Origin of the sequence: Streptomyces sp. NPDC090022 (assembly GCF_044748145.1) — a bacterium.
Taxonomy (GTDB): Bacteria; Actinomycetota; Actinomycetes; order Streptomycetales; family Streptomycetaceae; genus Streptomyces.
Genome location: NZ_JBIVFN010000023.1, coordinates 52,591 through 70,807, shown reverse-complemented (window position 1 = coordinate 70,807; position 18,217 = coordinate 52,591). Strand labels below are relative to the sequence as shown.

At 75.4% G+C, this 18,217-nt stretch carries 10 protein-coding genes; 6 read left to right on the top strand and 4 right to left on the bottom strand.

What is annotated here, in order from left to right:
• Positions 1-74: 74 nt before the first annotated feature.
• A complete protein-coding gene (locus ACIPXB_RS29725; protein ID WP_401454721.1) occupies positions 75-1,604 on the bottom strand; it encodes an alpha/beta hydrolase in 1,530 nt (509 codons plus the stop codon).
• 116 nt (positions 1,605-1,720) lie between these two features.
• Between ACIPXB_RS29725 and ACIPXB_RS29720 the strand changes: the two genes are divergently transcribed.
• Positions 1,721-2,554 (top strand): MerR family transcriptional regulator, encoded by an 834-nt coding sequence (locus ACIPXB_RS29720; protein ID WP_401454718.1) that lies wholly within the window; start codon positions 1,721-1,723, stop codon positions 2,552-2,554.
• Between the two features lie 63 nt (positions 2,555-2,617).
• Here ACIPXB_RS29720 and ACIPXB_RS29715 read toward each other — a convergent pair whose 3' ends face one another.
• Positions 2,618-3,370: a class I SAM-dependent methyltransferase gene (locus ACIPXB_RS29715; protein WP_401454716.1), complete on the bottom strand. Its 753-nt coding sequence runs from the start codon at positions 3,368-3,370 to the stop codon at positions 2,618-2,620.
• Between the two features lie 224 nt (positions 3,371-3,594).
• Complete coding sequence (locus ACIPXB_RS29710; protein WP_401454813.1) at positions 3,595-6,387, bottom strand: YbhN family protein; 2,793 nt, start codon at positions 6,385-6,387, stop codon at positions 3,595-3,597.
• Between the two features lie 125 nt (positions 6,388-6,512).
• Between ACIPXB_RS29710 and ACIPXB_RS29705 the strand changes: the two genes are divergently transcribed.
• The 5 genes from ACIPXB_RS29705 (at position 6,513) to nudC (ending at position 17,857) form a co-directional block, all read left to right on the top strand.
• A complete protein-coding gene (locus ACIPXB_RS29705; RefSeq protein ID WP_401454714.1) occupies positions 6,513-7,058 on the top strand; it encodes an MGMT family protein in 546 nt (181 codons plus the stop codon).
• A gap of 279 nt (positions 7,059-7,337) precedes the next feature.
• A complete protein-coding gene (locus ACIPXB_RS29700) occupies positions 7,338-10,976 on the top strand; it encodes a UvrD-helicase domain-containing protein (protein ID WP_401454811.1) in 3,639 nt (1,212 codons plus the stop codon).
• Between the two features lie 400 nt (positions 10,977-11,376).
• The gene (locus tag ACIPXB_RS29695) at positions 11,377-15,378 is read left to right on the top strand and encodes a UvrD-helicase domain-containing protein (RefSeq protein ID WP_401454711.1); all 4,002 of its coding nucleotides are present in this window, start codon (positions 11,377-11,379) and stop codon (positions 15,376-15,378) included.
• A gap of 10 nt (positions 15,379-15,388) precedes the next feature.
• A complete protein-coding gene (locus tag ACIPXB_RS29690; RefSeq protein WP_401454709.1) occupies positions 15,389-16,876 on the top strand; it encodes a dipeptidase in 1,488 nt (495 codons plus the stop codon).
• Between the two features lie 42 nt (positions 16,877-16,918).
• Positions 16,919-17,857, top strand: coding sequence for an NAD(+) diphosphatase (gene nudC / locus ACIPXB_RS29685; protein ID WP_401454707.1), 939 nt, complete (start codon positions 16,919-16,921; stop codon positions 17,855-17,857).
• An 81-nt stretch (positions 17,858-17,938) separates the two neighbouring features.
• Here nudC and ACIPXB_RS29680 read toward each other — a convergent pair whose 3' ends face one another.
• Positions 17,939-18,199 (bottom strand): mycoredoxin, encoded by a 261-nt coding sequence (locus ACIPXB_RS29680; protein WP_401454706.1) that lies wholly within the window; start codon positions 18,197-18,199, stop codon positions 17,939-17,941.
• Between the last annotated feature and the right edge of the window lie 18 nt (positions 18,200-18,217).

The window sequence follows — 18,217 nt, the reverse complement described above, 5'->3', positions numbered from 1 at the left end:
CGGGACGACGAGGCAAGGGGCCGTACCGCGCGGGACGCGGTACGGCCCCTTCTCCGTCCCCTCTTCCTGCCCGCCTACTGCTGCGGCGCCGTGCAGACGGTGTTCGCGGGCGGCACCTTGCCCTCCAGCAGATAGGCGTTCACGGCCTGCTGCACGCACGCGTCGCCGCTGTTGTACGCGCCGTGCCCCTCGCCCTTGTACGTCAGCTCCACGCCCACCCCCGGCCCGAGCCGCTCCACCATCTTCCGGGCGCCCTCGTACGGGGTCGCCGGGTCACCGGTGTTGCCGATGACCAGGATCGGGGCGGAATCCGGGGCACTCACGTCCGGAGTCGCCGAGGCGCCCTCGACCGGCCAGCCGGTGCAGCCGAGCATCGCCCAGCCCAGGTAGTCCCCGAAGACGGGCGAGGCCGCCCGGAACTCGGCCAGCTTGGCCTTGGTCTCCGCCAGTGTGTAGCGGTCCTTGGAGTCGGCGCAGTTGATCGCCGTGTTCGCCGCTCCGATGTTGCTGTAGTGCCCGTTCTGGTCCCGCCCGTTGATCGCGTCGTACAGGGCGAGCAGCAGCTGGCCCTGCCCGCCCTCGGCCTCGTCCAGCCCCTGTTCCAGCAGCGGCCACAGCTCCTTGGAGTACAGCGCCTGCGCGATCCCGCCGGTCGCGGCGGACTCGGTGAGCTGCCGGTCGCCCACCGGCAGCGGCCGGTCGGCCAGCTGCTTCTGCAGCTTGACGATGTTCTCCTCGATCTCGGCCGGGGTGCTGCCCTGGAGCCGGCAGGCGTCGCCGCGGTCCACGCAGTCCTGGGCGAAGTTGTCCAGCGCCAGCTGGAAGCCCTTGGCCTGGCCCAGTCCGCTCTCCCAGGAGGTCTTCGTCGGGTCCACGACGGCGTCGAAGACCGCGCGGCCGACGTTCTTCGGGAAGAGGTGGGCGTACACCCCGCCCAGCTCGGTGCCGTAACTGATCCCGAAGTAGTTCAGCTTCGGCTCGCCGAGCGCCTCGCGCAGGGCGTCCAGGTCGCGGGCGGCGTTCTCGGTGCCGACGTACGGCAGGATCTCGCCCGAGTTCCGCTCGCAGGCCTCGATGTACTGCCGGATGCCGTCGACGTAGGCCTTCTCCTCCTCGGGCGTGCTGGGCGTGGCGTCCTGGGCGTAGTACGCGTCCAGCTGCCGGTCGGTCTTGCAGCGCACCGGCTCGCTGCGGCCCACCCCGCGCGGGTCGAAGCTCACCAGGTCGTACCGCCGGCCCAGCGCCTCGAACTCCTTCGCCGCGCCGGGCAGCGTGGTGATGCCGGAGCCGCCCGGGCCGCCGAAGTTGAACACGAGCGACCCCAGCCGGTTCTCCGGGTCACGGGCCTTGGTGCGGATGACGCCGAGGTCGATCTTCTCCCCGTCGGGCTTGGACCAGTCCAGGGGGACCTGGAGGGTGGCGCACTGCCAGTTCTTGCCCGGGCTCTCCCCGCCGCCCTCGATCGGGGTGGGCGCCGGGCACTTCCCCCAGTCGAGCGTGCCCTTCTCCTCCGGTTCGTCGGAGCACCCGCCGAGCATGAGCAGCGCGGCGGCGGCAGCGGTGGCGAGGGTCGCTCGCAGGGCGATATGGGGCATGGTCCCCATCCTGCGGCGGGGGCCGTGGCTCCGCCCCCGCCGTGACCCATGCGGGTGGCAGCCGGGCGGGCGGTGGGCGGTGCCTGCTTGCGCATCCCGTGACGTCATCTGCTCTGGTAGTGACCATGAGCGAGAACGACACGGCACGGCAGGTGCTGATCGGCGAGGCGGCCGCGCTGACGGGCACCACCCCGCGAACGCTGCGCCACTACCACGACATCGGCCTGCTGCCGGAGCCGGAGCGGGGGCCGGACGACCGCCGCCGCTACGGCTACGACGACATCGTGCGGATCCTGTGGGTACGGCGCATGGCGGAGCTGGGGATGACGCTGGACGAGGTCCGCTCGGCGCTCGCCGCCCGGACGCACCCCGAGGAACTGCTGGCGGAGCTGGACGCCTCGCTGGCCGAGCAGGAGGCGCAGCTCGCCGGCCGGCGGGCGGCGCTGCGCCGGCTGCGCCTGGCCGGCGGCCCGCACGGGCTGCTGTCCGAGCGGGTGCTGGCCGCCCTGGGCCCGGCCGCCGGGTCGCTGGAGGCGGCCGAACTGGACTCCCTGCTGGTCACCGAGCACCTGCTGGGGCCGCAGATCGCCGAACGCGAGGCGACCACCCATCACGTGCTGGCGCTGCACCCGCGGCTGCGTCAGCAGCAACGGCGGCTGGAGCACGAGCTGATGGAGCTGGCGGACGCGGCGGTGGACGACCCGCGGGTGGAACGGCTGGCGCGGGACTACTTCGTGCACATCCAGTCCTGCGAGGCCGCCGAGCGGGCGGCGGGGTTCCCGGAGGCCGACTTCCTCGACGACGACGTCACCTTCGACCCGGACACCGGCCGGGCGCACAGCGCCGAGATGGCCGCGTACGCCTCCCTGCCGGCCTCGATCTCCCCGGCCCAGGCCCGCTGCGCGGCCCTGCTCGGCGAGCTGATCGGGGAGTGGGCCGCCGACGCGGCCCGCCCCTGAGGCTCCGGCGCCGGCCGCCCGCTCCGCTCCCCGCTCGCCGCTTTTCACCCTTCCCGTTCGCCGCTACCGCGGGTCGCGGCGGAAGAGCGCCGTCCAGAGGAAGGACTCCCCGAAGAGGGGCGACCGGGGAGGCTGCGCGCGCATCCGGCGCAGCTCGACCTCGGTGAGGCCGGCGAAGATCCGGCGCAGGGACTCGGGCGTGTAGGCGAGGCCGCCGTGCAGCCCGGCCTGCCGGTAGAAGTCGGCGTCGGACAGCTCCGAGCCCATGGCGCCGGCGGCGAACGCGCTGAGCGCGAGATGGCCGCCGGGGGCGAGGGACCGCTCGAGGAGGGCCAGGTAGCTGATGCGGCGGTGCGGCGGCAGATGGTGGAAGCAGCCGGAGTCGTGGATCAGGTCGTAGGGGCCGGCGAGCGCGGCGGCGGTCTCGGCGGCGAAGGCGTCGCCGCGATGGAACCGCACCCGGCCCGCGATCTCCGGTCCCGCCGCGCGGGCACGTTCCGCGGCCCAGGCGATGGCGGTGGGGGAGAGGTCGACGGCGTCGACCTCGAAGCCCAGCGACGCGAGGTGGAGGGCGTTGCGGCCCGGGCCGCAGCCGAGGTCGAGGACGCGGCCGCCCGGCGGGACCAGGCCCTGGTCGAGGTACCCGGCCAGGTGCTCGTCGGGCTTCGCCACGAAGAACGGCACCTCCTTGGTGCGGTCCGCGTAGAAGCCGTCCCACCAGGACGCCCCGCCGGCCGTCCAGCGGTCGGCCTCCGGCGCGAACAGGCCGTCCAGCAGCGCCAGTACGTCGTCGATCGTGCGGATGCTCCGGTCCATCCGGCCCCCCTTCTCCGTGCCTCCATTTTACCTTCGGAAGGCATGAAAGCGCAGGTCAGACCAGGTGCGGGGCGGGTGTGGGGCGTGCGTGTACGGCCGTCCGGGCGACCCGGTGCGGGTCGGGAAGGGGCCCGCACCGGGGTGGGTGCGCATGGCCGTCCCGGACCCGCACAGGGCCGTGCCGGGCCGTTCTCGCGGACCGCCCGGACCGGTTTCCGACGGCCTCAGATCGCTTCTTTGCGGGTCAGGTAGTTGAAGGAGATCCAGCCCGGCAGGACCGGCAGCCAGAACGTCATCAGGCGGAACAGCAGCACCGCCGAGATGGCGATGTCCTTGTCCAGGCCCGCCGCGATCAGACCCAGCGTCAGGGTCGTCTCCACCGCGCCCACACCACCCGGCGTCGGCGCCGCCGACCCCAGCGCGTTGCCCGCGAGGAAGACCACCGCGACGCTCGCCAGGCTGAGCGTCTGGCCGCCGCCGAACGCCCGGATCGAGGCGTCCAGGCACATCACGAAGCAGCCCGTCAGCAGCAGCATGCCGCCGATGCCCGTGACCAGCTTCTGCGGCCGCTGGAGCACGTCCAGCATGCGGGGCACGACGCCCGCGAACAGCGCCCGTACCCGGGTCGCCACGAACTTGCGCAGGAAGGGGACCGCCGTGACCACCAGCACCAGCACCGCCACCGTCAGCAGACCCGCGATGACCGTACGGGACGGGGTCATCTCCGGTGTCTTCTCGGTCCCCGTCAGGTAGCCGAACGACAGCAGCAGCAGGATGTGGCTCGCCAGCCCGAACAGCTGCGACGCGCCCACGCTCGCCACCGCCAGCCCCGGCCGGACACCCGCCCGTTGCAGGAAGCGGGTGTTCAGCGCGACACCGCCGACCGCCGCCGGCGCCACCAGCTTCACGAAGGAGCCCGCCACCTGCGCGGTGACCGTGCGCAGGAACGGCACCCGCTCGGGCACGAAGCCCAGCAGGCTCATCGCGGCCGCGAAGTAGCTCAGGGCCGAGAAGGCGACCGCCGCCCCGACCCAGGCCCACTGCGCCTCGCCGATCACCCGCCCGAAGTCCACGTGCGTGAGCTGCGAGAGCAGGAAGTACGCCGCGAACGCGCCCGCGATGAACGACACCAGCGTGCGCGGCCGGATCCGCTCCAGGCGGGCCGGCTCCACCGGTGCCTGCGGCCGGATCAGCAGCACCTGGCGGCGGATCTGGCTCAGCAGGTCCTCCTCGCGGGCCTCGTCCAGGGCCACGTCCAGCGCCCGCTTCTCGGCCTTGCGGTCCGCCTTCGACTCGGCCTTGACCGACTTCGGCGACTTCTTCGCCGCCGACTCCGCCTCCCGTTCGGCCTCGCGCGCCGCCTTCGCCGCCCGCGAGGACTCCAGCACCGCCTCGCGCTCGCGCTGCGAACGCTCGCGCGCCAGCCGGCGCAGCGTCGCCCGCGTCGAACGGCTCAGCGCGATCGGCTGGAGCAGCGGCAGGCAGTCCGCCACCGCGTCCGGCCCCAGCACCTCCACCGCCGAGGCCACCGAGCGCTCCGCCCCGATCCGCAGGCCGAGGGTGGTCAGCAGCTGCGCGATGTCCATCCGCAGCACCAGGTCGCCGGCCGCGATCTCACCGCCGCGCAGGTCGGTGAGGGTGACATTGCCGGAACGATCCACCACCAGGGCGTCGCCCGTGAGCCGCCGGTGCGCGATGCGCCGCGACTGCAGCGCCCGCACCTGCTGCCAGGCGTTGCGGATCAGCTCGTCGGTGATCTCCTCGTCGGTGAGCGTGTCCAGGCTCCGGCCGCCCAGGTGCTCGTACACGAGCATCACGGCGTCCGGGCCGAGCTCGGAGGTGGCGATCAGCTTCGGCGCGTTCGCCCCGGCCGCGATGGCGGCGTACGCCAGGAGCGCCTCCTGCTCCAGCGCCTGGCGCAGCGACTGCAGACTGCGCCGGGTGGTGATCCCGCGCAGTGTGACCCGGCGCCAGACCCGGTAGAAGAACCCGTGCGCCTGCTGCTCGCGGTCCACGACCGTGACGTCCAGCGGCGGCCCGTCCTCCAGCGTGACGTGGTAGCGGCGGCCCCGGTCGTTCTGCTCGGCGCTGTCGGGCCCCTCGGCCGGCTCGGCGCGCATCGCGCTGACCGGCTGGAAGCCGACCCGGCGCAGACCGGCGAGCAGGTTCTGGCCGGTGGGCCGGACGTTGGGGGAGCCGACGGCGTACAGGGTCCCGTACGCCACGCTCCAGCCGATCAGCACGGTGAGGATGATCGAGAAGGGTGTGGTGTAACCGCTGACCAGCATCGCGAAGGCGTCCAGGAGCAGCACGACCCACAGCGCCACGCGCCAGCGGGGCCGGCGGGTCATCCCGACGGCGGTCATGTACGCGATGACGGGCGCGAGGTAGCCGTGCACCGGGTCGGTGAGCGTGTCGCCGGCGCCGGTGGCGCGGGTGAGCGCGTCCTGGATGCTGCCGGGGGCGGCGCGCGAGACCCACAGGTCGGTGGCGAGGGTGACGCCGTGCGCGAGGACGGCGGCGAGGACGCCGTCGGCGATGCGCAGGCCGTCGCGTTTGATCAGCCGTTCGATGGCGAAGGCGACCGGCACCAGCAGCACCGCGATGCTCGACACCAGCCCGGCGACCTTGATCAGCAGATCGGGGGCCTGGTCGGTGCCCTGGCTGATGTCGGCCTCCAGGCCGGCGGTGGTGCCGTGGGCGAAGGCGGCGAGGCCGAGGACGAGGGCGATGGCGAGGATGCCGACGAGCAGCCGGACGAGGTCGGAGGGGCGGTGCACGCGGGCGGCGAGCAGCGGCTCGTCGACCTCGAGGTGGTCGGTGGCGCCGTGGGGGCCGTGCGGGTCGGTGGCGGCGTGCGGGTCGGGGGCGGCGTGCGGGTCGGGGGCGGCGTGCGGGTCGGGGGCGGCGTGCGGGTCGGGGGCGGCGTCGGCGGGGCGGGCCTCGGCGTCGGCGTCGGCGCGGGCGGGGGTGCGGCCTGGGCCCGGCGGGGGCGTTTCCCGGCCGGCCCGGGGCATGGCGGGGGTGTGCCCGACCTCGGCCGTCGCGCCGTTCTTCGCGTCGTCCGGGGGGCTCACACCCTGCTCCTTCGCCGTCACTGCAGTCTCTTCTTGATCACGTATCACCAGTCACCGCCCGGAAGATGGTGGCACGGACGGACGGGGGCGCGGGGCATCAGGGTGTGCGCCCCCGTGGAAGCAAGCGTTCCACGCGGCCGCCGCCGAGGGCCCCGCCGCGGGCGTCCGTGATCGTCCGGAGCGCCGTGACCACGTCGGGCAGTATGGGCCGCATGGACGAGCTGCCGGAGTACGCGGAGCGGGTGCTGGAGGTCGCCGAGCGGATTCCGCCCGGCCGGGTGATGACGTACGGCGACGTCGCCGAATGGCTCGGCGAGGGCGGTCCGCGCCAGGTCGGGCGTGTCATGGCCCTGTACGGCGGCCCGGTCCCGTGGTGGCGGGTCGTCCGCGCGGACGGCGTACCGCTGCCGGGCCACGAGCGGCGCGCCCTGGAGCACTACCGGGCCGAGGCCACGCCGCTGCGCGACTCGACCGCCGGTCCGCGGCTCGACATGCGGCGGGCGCGCTGGGACGGCGACGACGGGCCCGGCGACGACGGGCACGCGGACGACCGGCCCGGCGACGGCGGACGCGGACACAACCACGGGCAGGGGGCTCGGCCTCACACCTGACAGCTTCGGCCATCCGCGGCCGCCGCGGGCGGTCGACGGACCGCGCGGCCGCGATCGGGGCCGGGACAGGGGTGGCGGTAGGGGTACCCGTAGGGGTGGCAGCGTGCGGCCGGCCGGGAGGGCCGCCCGAGCCCCCGGACCGAGACCTGCGCGGGACGTGGCGCGTGCCGTAGCGTTGCCTCTTCGGCACTCGCAGACCCACCAGGACCGGCACCCCACGTGATCACCTCTCCTTCCGACCGCTCCGCGCGGCGTACGCGGACCCCCGACGCGTACCGGCTGGTGCGCAGCGGGCCGGGACGGGTGGATCCCCCTCTCCTGGACGCGAGCCAGCGCGCGGTGGTTGACCACCGGGGCGCGCCGCTGCTGGTGCTGGCGGGCCCGGGCACAGGGAAGACCACCACGCTCGTCGAGGCGGTGGCCGCGCGGATCGCGGCGGGGCAGGACCCCGCCCGGGTGCTGGTGCTCACCTTCAGCCGCAAGGCTGCGGTGGAACTGCGCGACCGCATGGCGCTGCGGCTGGGCGGGGCGCGGGCGCCGCAGCCCACCACGTTCCACTCGTTCTGCTACGGGCTGGTGCGCGCCCACCAGGACACGGACCTGTTCACCGAACCGCTGCGACTGCTGTCCGGCCCCGAGCAGGACGTCACGGTCCGCTCCCTGCTGGAGGGCCAGCGGGAGCTGAGGTCCATCCCGTGGCCGGACGACCTGCGCGCGGCGCTGACCACGCGCGGATTCGCCGACGAGGTACGGGCGGTGCTCGCCCGTACCCGCGAGCTGGGCCTGGGCCCGCGGGCGCTGGCCGCGTTCGCCGGGCGGACCGGGCGCCCGGACTGGGCGGCGGCGGCCGCGTTCCTCTCGGAGTACCTGGACGTCCTGGACCTCCAGGGCACCCTGGACTACGCGGAGCTCGTCCACCGCGCCGTGCTGCTCGCCGACCGGACGCCGTCGATCGCGTCTTTGTACGACGTGGTGTTCGTGGACGAGTACCAGGACACGGACGCCTCCCAGGTACGGCTGCTCCAGGCGTTGACGGGCGGCGGCGGCTCGCTGGTGGCCTTCGGCGACCCCGACCAGTCGATCTACGTGTTCCGGGGCGCCGACATGAACGGCATCCTCGACTTCGCCTCGGCCTTCCCCGGCGCCGAGGTCCGCACCCTGGCCGTCTCGCGCCGCTCGGGCGCCGCGCTGCTGGCGGCGACCCGGCTGCTGACGGCGCGGATGCCGGTACCCCGGCTGCCCGTGGCGGCGGTGCGGGCCCACCGGGAGCTGACGGCGGTGCGGGAGGGCGGGGCCGTCGAGGTGTACACGTACCCGACGGCGGCGACGGAACTGGACAACATCGCCGACATCCTGCGCCGGGCCCACCTGGAGGACGGGGTCCCGTGGCAGGACATGGCCGTCCTGGTCCGCGCGGGCGGCCGTACCCTCCCGTCGATGCGCCGCGCCCTGGTCTCGGCGGGCGTCCCCGTGGAAACGGACGGCGCGGACATCCCCCTGCGCCACGAACCGGCGGTCTCCCCCCTCCTCACGGCCCTCCGCGTCACGGCAACGGCGGCCCTGGCGGCACCGGATCCGGGGCCGACGAAGGCGCCGACGCCGGCCACGCCGTCCCTGGCCGCGTCGTCCTCGGCTGCGCCGTCCCTGGCCGCGCCGTCCCTGGCCGCGCCGGGCCTGACCCCGCCGGGCCCGGCCTCGGCCACCGCCCCGGCCACGCCGCCCCCGGCCACGCCGTCCGGGGTCTCGCCGGGCCCGGCCTCGGGGCCGGGGACCACCGCCGCGGCCCCGGTCACCGGAGCCGCCGGGGCCGGTGAGGCCGCCGCGGTCCCGGGACCCGCTCCGGAAACCGGGGCGGACGGGCTGGCCGCTCCCGTCGGTCCTGGCGCCGGGCATGTCCCGGCCGCCGGTGCGTTGAGCCCGGACCAGGAGTTCCCGGCCGGGCCCGTCGCGCCCGGCGGCGAAGCCGCCGTCGGCCCGGACGCCGACCCGGCCGCGGGCCGGGACGGTGGGCCGGACGCCGGGGAGGCCGGGGCCGCCGGGGACGGGTGGGTCGGGGTCGAGGACGCGCTCGTTCTGCTCGCCTCACCCCTCGGCGGCATGGACGCCGCCGACCTCCGCCGCCTCGGCCGCGCCCTGCGCGAGGAGGAGCGGGCGGCGGGCGTCCGCGTCCCCGCCCCCTCCGACGTCCTCCTCGCCCGCGCCCTCGCCGAGCCCGAGCGCCTCGTCGCCCACGACCCCGCCTACGCCCGCGGCGCCCAGCGGCTCGGCCTGCTCCTGCGCAAGGCCCGCGAGCTCCTCGCGGGCGGCGGCACCGCCGAAGAGGCCCTGTGGACCCTCTGGGACGGCACCCCCTGGCCGCAGCGCCTGGAGCGGAGCGCCCGCCGCGGCGGCGCGGGCGGCCGCAACGCCGACCGCGACCTCGACGCGGTCTGTGCCCTCTTCGACACCGCCGCCCGCGCCGAGGAACGTTCCGGCGGACGCGGCGCCCTCAACTTCCTCGAACAGCTCGACGCCGAGGACATCGCCGCCGACACCCTCACCACCCGCGCCACCCGCCCCGACGCGGTCCGCCTCATGACGGCCCACCGTTCCAAGGGGCTGGAGTGGCGGTTCGTCGTCGTGGCCGGCGTACAGGAGGGCCTCTGGCCCGACCTGCGCCGCCGCGGCTCCCTCCTGGAGGCCGACCGCATCGGGCGCGACGGCCTCGCCGAGCCCCTCACCCCCGGCGCCCTCCTCGCCGAGGAACGCCGCCTCTTCTACGTCGCCGCCACCCGCGCCCGTGACCGCCTCGTCGTCACCGCCGTCAAGGCCCCCGCCGAGGACGGCGACCAGCCCTCCCGCTTCCTCACCGAGCTCGGCGTCACCCCGAAGGACGTCACCGGCCGCCCCCGCCGCCCGCTGGCCGTCCCCGCGCTCGTCGCCGAACTGCGCGCCACCACCGTCGACCCCGACGCCTCGCCCGCGCTGCGCGACGCCGCCGCCCGCCGGCTGGCCCGCCTCGCCGCGCTCACCGACGACGAGGACCGGCCGCTGGTCCCGGCCGCGCACCCGCAGCGCTGGTGGGGCCTGTACGAGCCCACCCGCTCCCGGGTCCCGCTGCGCGACCGCGACCGGCCCGTCGCCCTCTCCGGCAGCGCCCTGGACCAGCTGGCCAACACCTGCTCCCTCCAGTGGTTCCTCGGCCGCGAGGTCAAGGCCGACACCCCCGCCACCGCCGCCCAGGGCTTCGGCAACGTCGTCCACGTCCTCGCCGACGAGGTCGCCTCCGGCCGTACCCCGGCCGACCTCGCCGTCCTCATGGAGCGCCTCGACTCCGTCTGGGACGCCCTCGCCTTCGACGCGCCCTGGAAGTCCCGCCAGGAGAAGGACAACGCCCGCGCCGCCCTCGAACGCTTCCTGCGCTGGCACCACTCCGACCGGGGCGGCCGTACGCCCGTCGCCACCGAGCACGACTTCGACGTCACGCTGGGCGCGGGGGAGTACGAGATCCGCATCCGTGGCTCCATGGACCGCGTCGAGGCCGACCCGCAGGGGCGTGCGTACGTCGTCGACTTCAAGACCGGCAAGGCCGCGCCGACGAAGGAGCAGGTCGCCCGGCACCCGCAGCTGGCCGTGTACCAGCTGGCCGTACGCGAGGGCGCCGTCGACGAGGTCTTCGACGGCCACCGCCCCGAGGCGGGCGGAGCCGAACTGGTGCAGCTGCGCCAGGGCGCGGCGAAGAAGGACGGCGGTGACACCGTCCCCAAGATCCAGCACCAGCAGCCGCTGAACGGCGACTGGGTCGGCGACCTGCTCGCCGGCGCCGCCGGCCGCGTCCTGGACGAACGCTTCACCCCGGCGACGGGCGACCACTGCTCCCGCTGTACTTTCCGCGCGGCCTGCAGCGCCCGCCCGGAAGGCCGCCACGTGATCGACTGACCCGGGGGCTCCCCGGGGTCCCCGAGGCCTCGGGGCTCCTGGAACCCCGGGGAACCCGGCCCGTGGCCCGTGGCCGCTGGCCTCCTGGCCTCCTGGCCCCAGGGACCCCCTGGGGCCGTCGGGGCCGCCTGGCTCCGGGCCGCCCGCCGTTGCCCCGTGGCGCGGCCCCCCGCCGCCCGGGGCCGCCGGCCGAGGTATGGGCCGCCCCGGTGGCCCGGTGGCCCGGTGGCCCGGTGGCCCGGTGGCCCGGTGGCCCGGTGGCCCGGTGGCCCGGTGGCCCGGTGGCCCGGTGGCCCGGTGGCCCTGGCGGGCCCGTCCGGCGGCACCCCCCGGTCGGCCCGTGCCGCTGCGCGGACCGGTGGCGGGGCGGAGTGTCGGTGTGGGCGGCTAGCCTTTTGAGGTGTCCGCGCGTCCCCCCGTCCTCACCGACCCCGAGCAGCTCAAGGAGCTCCTCGGCATCCCGTTCACCCCGGAGCAGACGGCCTGCATCACCGCACCGCCCGCCCCGCAGGTCATCGTGGCCGGAGCCGGCTCCGGGAAGACCACGGTCATGGCCGCCCGCGTCGTCTGGCTGGTCGGCACCGGTCAGGTCGAGCCCGCCCAGGTCCTCGGCCTGACCTTCACCAACAAGGCCGCCGGCGAGCTCGCCGAACGCGTCCGCACCGCCCTCGCCCGCGCCGGCATCACCGACCCGGACCCCTTCCCCGTCCAGCCAGCCGAAGGGTCCGCCGAGGACGCCGGCGGCGAGCCCCGTATCTCCACCTACCACGCCTTCGCCGGCCAGCTCCTGAAGGACCACGGCCTGCGCATCGGCCTGGAGCCCAGCGCCCGCCTCCTCGCCGACGCCACCCGCTTCCAGCTCGCCGCGCGCGTGCTGCGCGAGGCCCCGGGCCCGTACCCGTCCCTGACGAAGTCCCTTCCCGACCTGGTCAGCGACCTCCTCGCACTGGACGGCGAACTCTCCGAGCACCTGGTCACCCCGGCCGCGCTGCGCGCGTACGACACCGGCCTCCTCGACACCCTCGCCGGCGTCCGGCTCACCAACGACGACCTGCGCAAGGTCCCCGAGGCGGTCCGCGGCCGCCTGGAGCTCCTCGAACTCGTCGGCCGCTACCGCGCCGCCAAACGCTCCCGCGACCTGCTCGACTTCAGCGACCAGATCGCCCTGTGCGCCGAGCTGGCCACCACCCGCCCCGAGGTCGGCACCCTCCTGCGCGACGAGTTCCGGGTCGTCCTCCTCGACGAGTACCAGGACACCTCGGTCGCCCAGCGGCTGCTGCTGTCCGGACTGTTCGGCTCCGGCACCGGCCACGCCGTCACCGCCGTCGGCGACCCCTGCCAGGCGATCTACGGCTGGCGCGGCGCCTCCGTCGCCAACCTCGACGACTTCCCCGAGCACTTCGCCCACGCCGACGGCAGCCCCGCCACCCGCTTCTCCCTCAGCGAGAACCGCCGCAGCGGCGGCCGCCTGCTCGACCTCGCCAACGGCCTGGCGGCCCCCCTGCGCGCCCTGCACGAGGGGGTGGAGGCGCTGCGCCCCGCGCCCGGCGCCGAGTACGACGGCCAGGTGCGCTGCGCGCTGCTGGAGACCCACGCCCAGGAGCTCGACTGGCTGGCCGATTCCCTCGCCCACCTCGTCCGTACGGGCACCGAACCCGGCGAGATCGCGGTGCTGTGCCGCTCGGCGACCGACTTCGCGGCGATCCAGGCCGCGCTCGTCTCCCGTGACGTGCCGGTCGAGGTCGTCGGCCTGTCCGGGCTGCTGCACCTGCCCGAGGTCGCCGACCTCGTCGCGGTCTGCGAGGTCCTCCAGGACCCCGGCGCCAACGCCTCCCTCGTCCGCCTCCTCATCGGCCCGCGCTGGCGGATCGGCGCGCGCGACCTGGCCCTGCTGGGCCGCCGCGCCCGCCTCCTGGTCGCCCGCGACCCCGGCGCGGACGACGATCCCGACCACCGGCTCGCGGCCGCGGTCGAGGGCGTCGACCCCTCCGAGATCATCTCCCTGGCCGACGCCCTGGAGACCTTCCTCGACGGCGCGTCGTACGACGACGACGGACTGCCCTTCTCCCCGGACGCCCGCGTCCGCTTCGCGTACCTGGCCCAGGAACTGCGCGACCTGCGCCGCTCGCTCGCCGACCCGCTCATGGACGTCCTGCACCGGGTGCTGTCCACCACCGGGCTGGACGTGGAGCTGTCCGCCTCCCCGCACGCGCTGGCGGCCCGCCGCCGCGAGACCCTGTCCAACTTCCTGGACGTCGCGGCCGGCTTCGCCTCGCTCGACGGCGAGGCCTCGCTGCTGGCGTTCCTGGGCTTCCTGCGGACGGCGGCCCAGTACGAGAAGGGCCTGGACAACGCGCTGCCGGGCGGTGAGAACACGGTCAAGGTGCTGACGGCGCACAAGTCCAAGGGCCTGGAGTGGGACGTGGTGGCCGTACCGGGCCTGTACCGGCACGCCTTCCCGAGCGAGCAGCCGCGCGAGGCGTGGACCTCGTACGCGAAGGTGCTGCCGCACGCCCTGCGCGGCGACGCCGCGACCCTGCCGGAGGATCCGCCGTGGACCTCGGCCGGGCTGAAGGCGTTCCGCGCGGCGCTCAAGGACCACCAGTCCACGGAGGAGCTGCGCCTGGGGTACGTGACCTTCACCCGGCCCCGCTCGCTGCTGCTGGCGTCGGCGCACTGGTGGGGCCCCGCCCAGAAGCGGCCGCGTGGGCCGTCGGCGTTCCTGACGGCGCTGTACGACCACTGCGTGGCCGGCCACGGCGAGATCGAGGCGTGGGCCGACGCCCCGGACCCGGACGCCGAGAACCCGTCCCTGGCGCAGGAGGCCACCCCGGACCACGCCTGGCCCCTCCCCCTGGACCCGGCCTCCCTCGTCCGCCGCCGCCAGGCGGCGGCCCTGGTCGAATCCCACCTGTCGACCCCCCGGGACCAGCACCACGAGCCCCCGGCCGCGCCGGCTGCCGCGGCCTCCGAGGACGACCCCTTCCTCTGGCCCCCACACTGCGACGAACCGTCGTACGACGACCCCCCGTGGCCGGACGACGCCCCGTGGCCGGACGAAGCCGTGGGGCCCGACGACGCCTCCTGGCCGGACGAGGCCTCCCGGCCCGGCGAGGGCCCGTGGACGGGCGAAGCCCTCCGACCCGATGGCGGCCCGTGGCCCGATGGGGCCTCCTGGCCGGACGAGGGCGCGTGGCCCGACGACGCCCCGCGGCTCGGCGAAGCTCACCGGCCCGGCGAGGGCCCGTGGTCGGACGGCGGCGCCGTCCCAGGCCCGAGGGGTGCCCGTGACGGGGCGTTGCCCGACGCCGGTCTGTCGAAGGGCGCGGTGCCGCGTGTCGCGCGGGGCGTGGACGGGGCCGGCCACGTGGCCGGCGGTGGGGCGGCGCACGGCGCCGGGGGCGTAGCCCCGGCCGCCCCCGGCGCGGAGCAGGGCGCAGTCCTGTCCGCCCTCGGCGGGGCCGCGCCGCGCGGGGTCCGGGGCGCAGCCCCGGTTTCGGGAAGGGGCGGGGCGGGGGAAGACCCCCCGGTCACCCCCGACCCAGGTCCGCCCCGGCACGGCACCGGCCCCGGCACCGGCCCCGCACCGCAGCCCCCGTCCCGGGACGACGTCCCGCACGCCGTCCCCGCCGCCCGGGGGCCCCAGGGCCCGCACGGAGCCGACGCGCTCACCCCCGAGGACGCCCGCACCATCGCCTCCTGGGACCGTGACCTCGACGCCCTCGAGGGCGAGCTCCGGCGTACCCGCGCCGCCGTGCGCGACGTCGAGCTGCCCGCCGCCCTCTCCGCCAGCCAGCTCCTGCGCCTGGCCGCCGACGAGCAGGGCTTCGTACGCGACCTCGCCCGCCCCATGCCCAAGCCGCCGCAGCCCGCCGCCCGCCAGGGCACCCGGTTCCACGCCTGGGTCGAGTCCCGCTTCGAGGAGCTGCCCCTGCCGCTCCTCGACGTCCTCGACCCCGTCACCGAACTCCCCGGCTCCGACCAGGACGTCGCCGACGCCCATGATCTCGACGCCCTCAAGGCGGCCTTCGAGCGCAGCCCGTACGCCGACCGCACCCCGTACCGCATGGAGGTGCCGGTCCAGCTCACCCTCGCCGGCCGCGTGATCCGGGGCCGTATCGACGCCGTGTACCGCACGGAGGACGACGACGGCACCACCCGCTACGAGATCGTCGACTGGAAGACCGGCCGGACGACCGAGGCCGACCCCCTCCAGCTGGCCGTCTACCGCCTGGCCTGGGCGGAGACCACCGGCACGCTCCTGAAGAACGTCACCGCCGCCTTCCTCCACGTCCGCAGCGGCCGCGTGATCCGCCCGCGCAGACTCCCCGGCCGACGGCGCCTTGAGGCGATCCTCCAAGGCAAAACGGACACGGGCCGTGCCCACCAGGTGGACAGCTAGGCTCGTAGCCATGAGCGACACCCCGGACAGCGCCGTCCGTACGTACATCGACACGCACCGCGCCGCCTTCCTCGACGACCTTGCCGCATGGCTGCGCATCCCCTCCGTCTCGGCGCAGCCGGAGCACGCGGACGACGTACGGCGCAGCGCCGAGTGGCTCGCGGACGCCCTGCGCGGCACCGGGTTCCCGACCGTCGAGGTCTGGCCGACGCCCGGCGCGCCGGCCGTCTTCGCCCACTGGCCCAGCGGCGACCCGGACGCCCCGACCGTCCTCGTCTACGGGCACCACGACGTCCAGCCCGCCGAGCGCGCCGACGGCTGGCACACCGAGCCGTTCGAGCCGGTGGTCCGCGACGGCCGGATGTACGCGCGCGGCGCCGCCGACGACAAGGGCCAGGTGTTCTTCCACACCCTCGGCGTCCGGGCGCACCTGGCGGCGACCGGCCGCAGTGCCCCCGCCGTCAACCTCACGCTGCTGATCGAGGGCGAGGAGGAGTCCGGCTCCACCCACTTCCGCGACCTGGTCGAGCGCGAGCGCGACCGGCTCGCCGCCGACGTCGTGATCGTCTCCGACACCGGCATGTGGAACGAGACCACCCCCACCGTCTGCACCGGCATGCGCGGCGTCGCCGACTGCGAGATCGAGCTCCACGGGCCCGACCAGGACATCCACTCCGGCGCGTTCGGCGGTGCGGTCCCCAACCCCGCCACCGTCGCCGCCCGCCTGGTCGCCGCGCTGCACGACGCCGACGAGCGGGTCACCGTCCCCGGCTTCTACGACGACATCGCCGAGCTGACCGACGCCGAGCGCGAGCTCATCGCGGAGCTGCCGTTCGACGAGGCCCGGTGGCTGCGCACCGCCAAGTCGTACGGCACCCTCGGCGAGGCCGGCTACTCCACCCTGGAGCGGGTCTGGGCCCGGCCGACCGCCGAGGTCAACGGGATCGGCGGCGGCTACCAGGGCCCCGGCGGCAAGACGATCGTGCCGGCGTCCGCGCAGCTGAAGCTGTCGTTCCGGCTGGTGTCGGGGCAGGACCCGTACAAGATCGAGGCGGCCGTCACGCAGTGGATCGCGGACCGGATCCCGGACGGGATCCGGCACTCCGTCACCTTCGGCGCCCCCACCCGCCCCTGCCTGACGCCGCTCGACCACCCGGCGCTCCAGTCCGTCGTACGGGCCATGGGGCGGGCCTTCGGCGAGAAGATCCGCTTCACCCGTGAGGGTGGCTCCGGCCCGGCCGCCGACCTGCAGGACGTCCTCGGCGCGCCCGTGCTCTTCCTCGGCATCTCCGTGCCCTCCGACGGGTGGCACGCGCCGAACGAGAAGGTCGAGCTGGAGCTGCTGCTCAAGGGCGTGGAGACGGCCGCGTACCTGTGGGACGACCTCGCCGCCCACTGGACGGCCCCGGCCCCGGCCCCTGCCCCGGACGCGGACGCGGACACGGCCTCGGCACCCGCCGCCGCGTCCTCCTCGCCCTCGCCCTCGCCCGCCGCCTGAACCTGCCATACCGCCCATCACCCGGGGGAGTTGGAAGTACCTGTGAGCATCTCGACCGAGCACGCCGCACGACCCATTTCGCTCACCGCGCCGAGCGGGATCGACCGCGCCGCGCACCACCGCCTCGACGAGGCGTGGCTCGCGGCGGCCTGGAGCCACCCGACGACGCGCGTCTTCGTGGTCTCCGGCGGTCAGGTGCTGATCGACGACACCCCCGAGGGGGGCACGGAGATCGTGATGACCCCGGCCTTCGAGGCGCCGGTCACCGAGACGCACCGCTACTTCCTGGGCACGGACGAGGAGGGCGTGCGCTACTTCGCCCTGCAGAAGGACGCCCTGCCCGGCCGGATGGACCAGTCCGCGCGGGCGGCGGGCCTGCGCGAGGCCGGCATGCTGCTCTCCCCGCGCGACGCGGGCCTGATGGTCCACGCGGTCGCCCTGGAGAACTGGCAGCGGATGCACCGCTTCTGTTCCCGCTGCGGCGAGCGCACGGTCGTCGCGGCCGCCGGCCACATCCGCCGCTGCCCGGGCTGCGGCGCCGAGCACTACCCGCGCACCGACCCGGCCGTGATCATGCTGGTCACCGACGAGCAGGACCGCGCGTTGCTGGGCCGCCAGGTGCACTGGCCCGAGGGCCGCTTCTCGACGCTGGCCGGCTTCGTGGAGCCGGGCGAGTCGATCGAGCAGTCGGTGATCCGCGAGGTGTGGGAGGAGGCGGGCGTCAGGGTGGGCGAGGTCGGGTACGTCGCCAGCCAGCCCTGGCCCTTCCCGTACAGCCTGATGCTGGGCTTCACCGCCCGCGCCGTCAGCTCCGAGATCACCGTCGACGGCGAGGAGATCCAGGAGGCCCGCTGGTTCTCCCGCGACGATCTGCGCGAGGCGATCGAGGCGGGCGAGGTCCTGCCCCCGGCGGGCATCTCGATCGCGGCCCGGCTGGTGGAGCTCTGGTACGGCCGGCCCCTCCCGAAGCCCTTGTCCTGACCCGCAGGACGGCGCCGCCCCCTCGGCCCGATGGGCGGAGGGGGCGGGCGGGGGCGGCGGGGGCCTGCGGGACCCGGCGCGTCAGGCCGTGAGGGCCTGCTGGACCTGGGCCAGGCTGGGGTTGGTCATGACCGACTCGGTGCCCTGCGGCGACACGATCAGGACCGTGGGAACGGTCTGGTTGCCACCGTTGGCCTTCTCGACGAACGCCGCGGACTCAGGGTCCTGCTCGATGTTGATCTCGGTGTACGCGATGCCTTCCCGGTCCAGCTGGCTCTTCAGCCGGCGGCAGTAGCCGCACCAGGTCGTGCTGTACATCGTCACGGATCCCGTGTCCTGCATGGTGGGCGCTCTCCTGTC

Coding starts and splice junctions, on each gene's coding strand:
- ACIPXB_RS29725 (WP_401454721.1), bottom strand. CDS start 1,604: ATGGGGACCATGCCCCATATCGCCCTGCGAGCGACCCTCGCCACCGCT.
- ACIPXB_RS29720 (WP_401454718.1), top strand. CDS start 1,721: ATGAGCGAGAACGACACGGCACGGCAGGTGCTGATCGGCGAGGCGGCC.
- ACIPXB_RS29715 (WP_401454716.1), bottom strand. CDS start 3,370: ATGGACCGGAGCATCCGCACGATCGACGACGTACTGGCGCTGCTGGAC.
- ACIPXB_RS29710 (WP_401454813.1), bottom strand. CDS start 6,387: ATGCCCCGGGCCGGCCGGGAAACGCCCCCGCCGGGCCCAGGCCGCACC.
- ACIPXB_RS29705 (WP_401454714.1), top strand. CDS start 6,513: ATGGTGGCACGGACGGACGGGGGCGCGGGGCATCAGGGTGTGCGCCCC.
- ACIPXB_RS29690 (WP_401454709.1), top strand. CDS start 15,389: ATGAGCGACACCCCGGACAGCGCCGTCCGTACGTACATCGACACGCAC.
- ACIPXB_RS29680 (WP_401454706.1), bottom strand. CDS start 18,199: ATGCAGGACACGGGATCCGTGACGATGTACAGCACGACCTGGTGCGGC.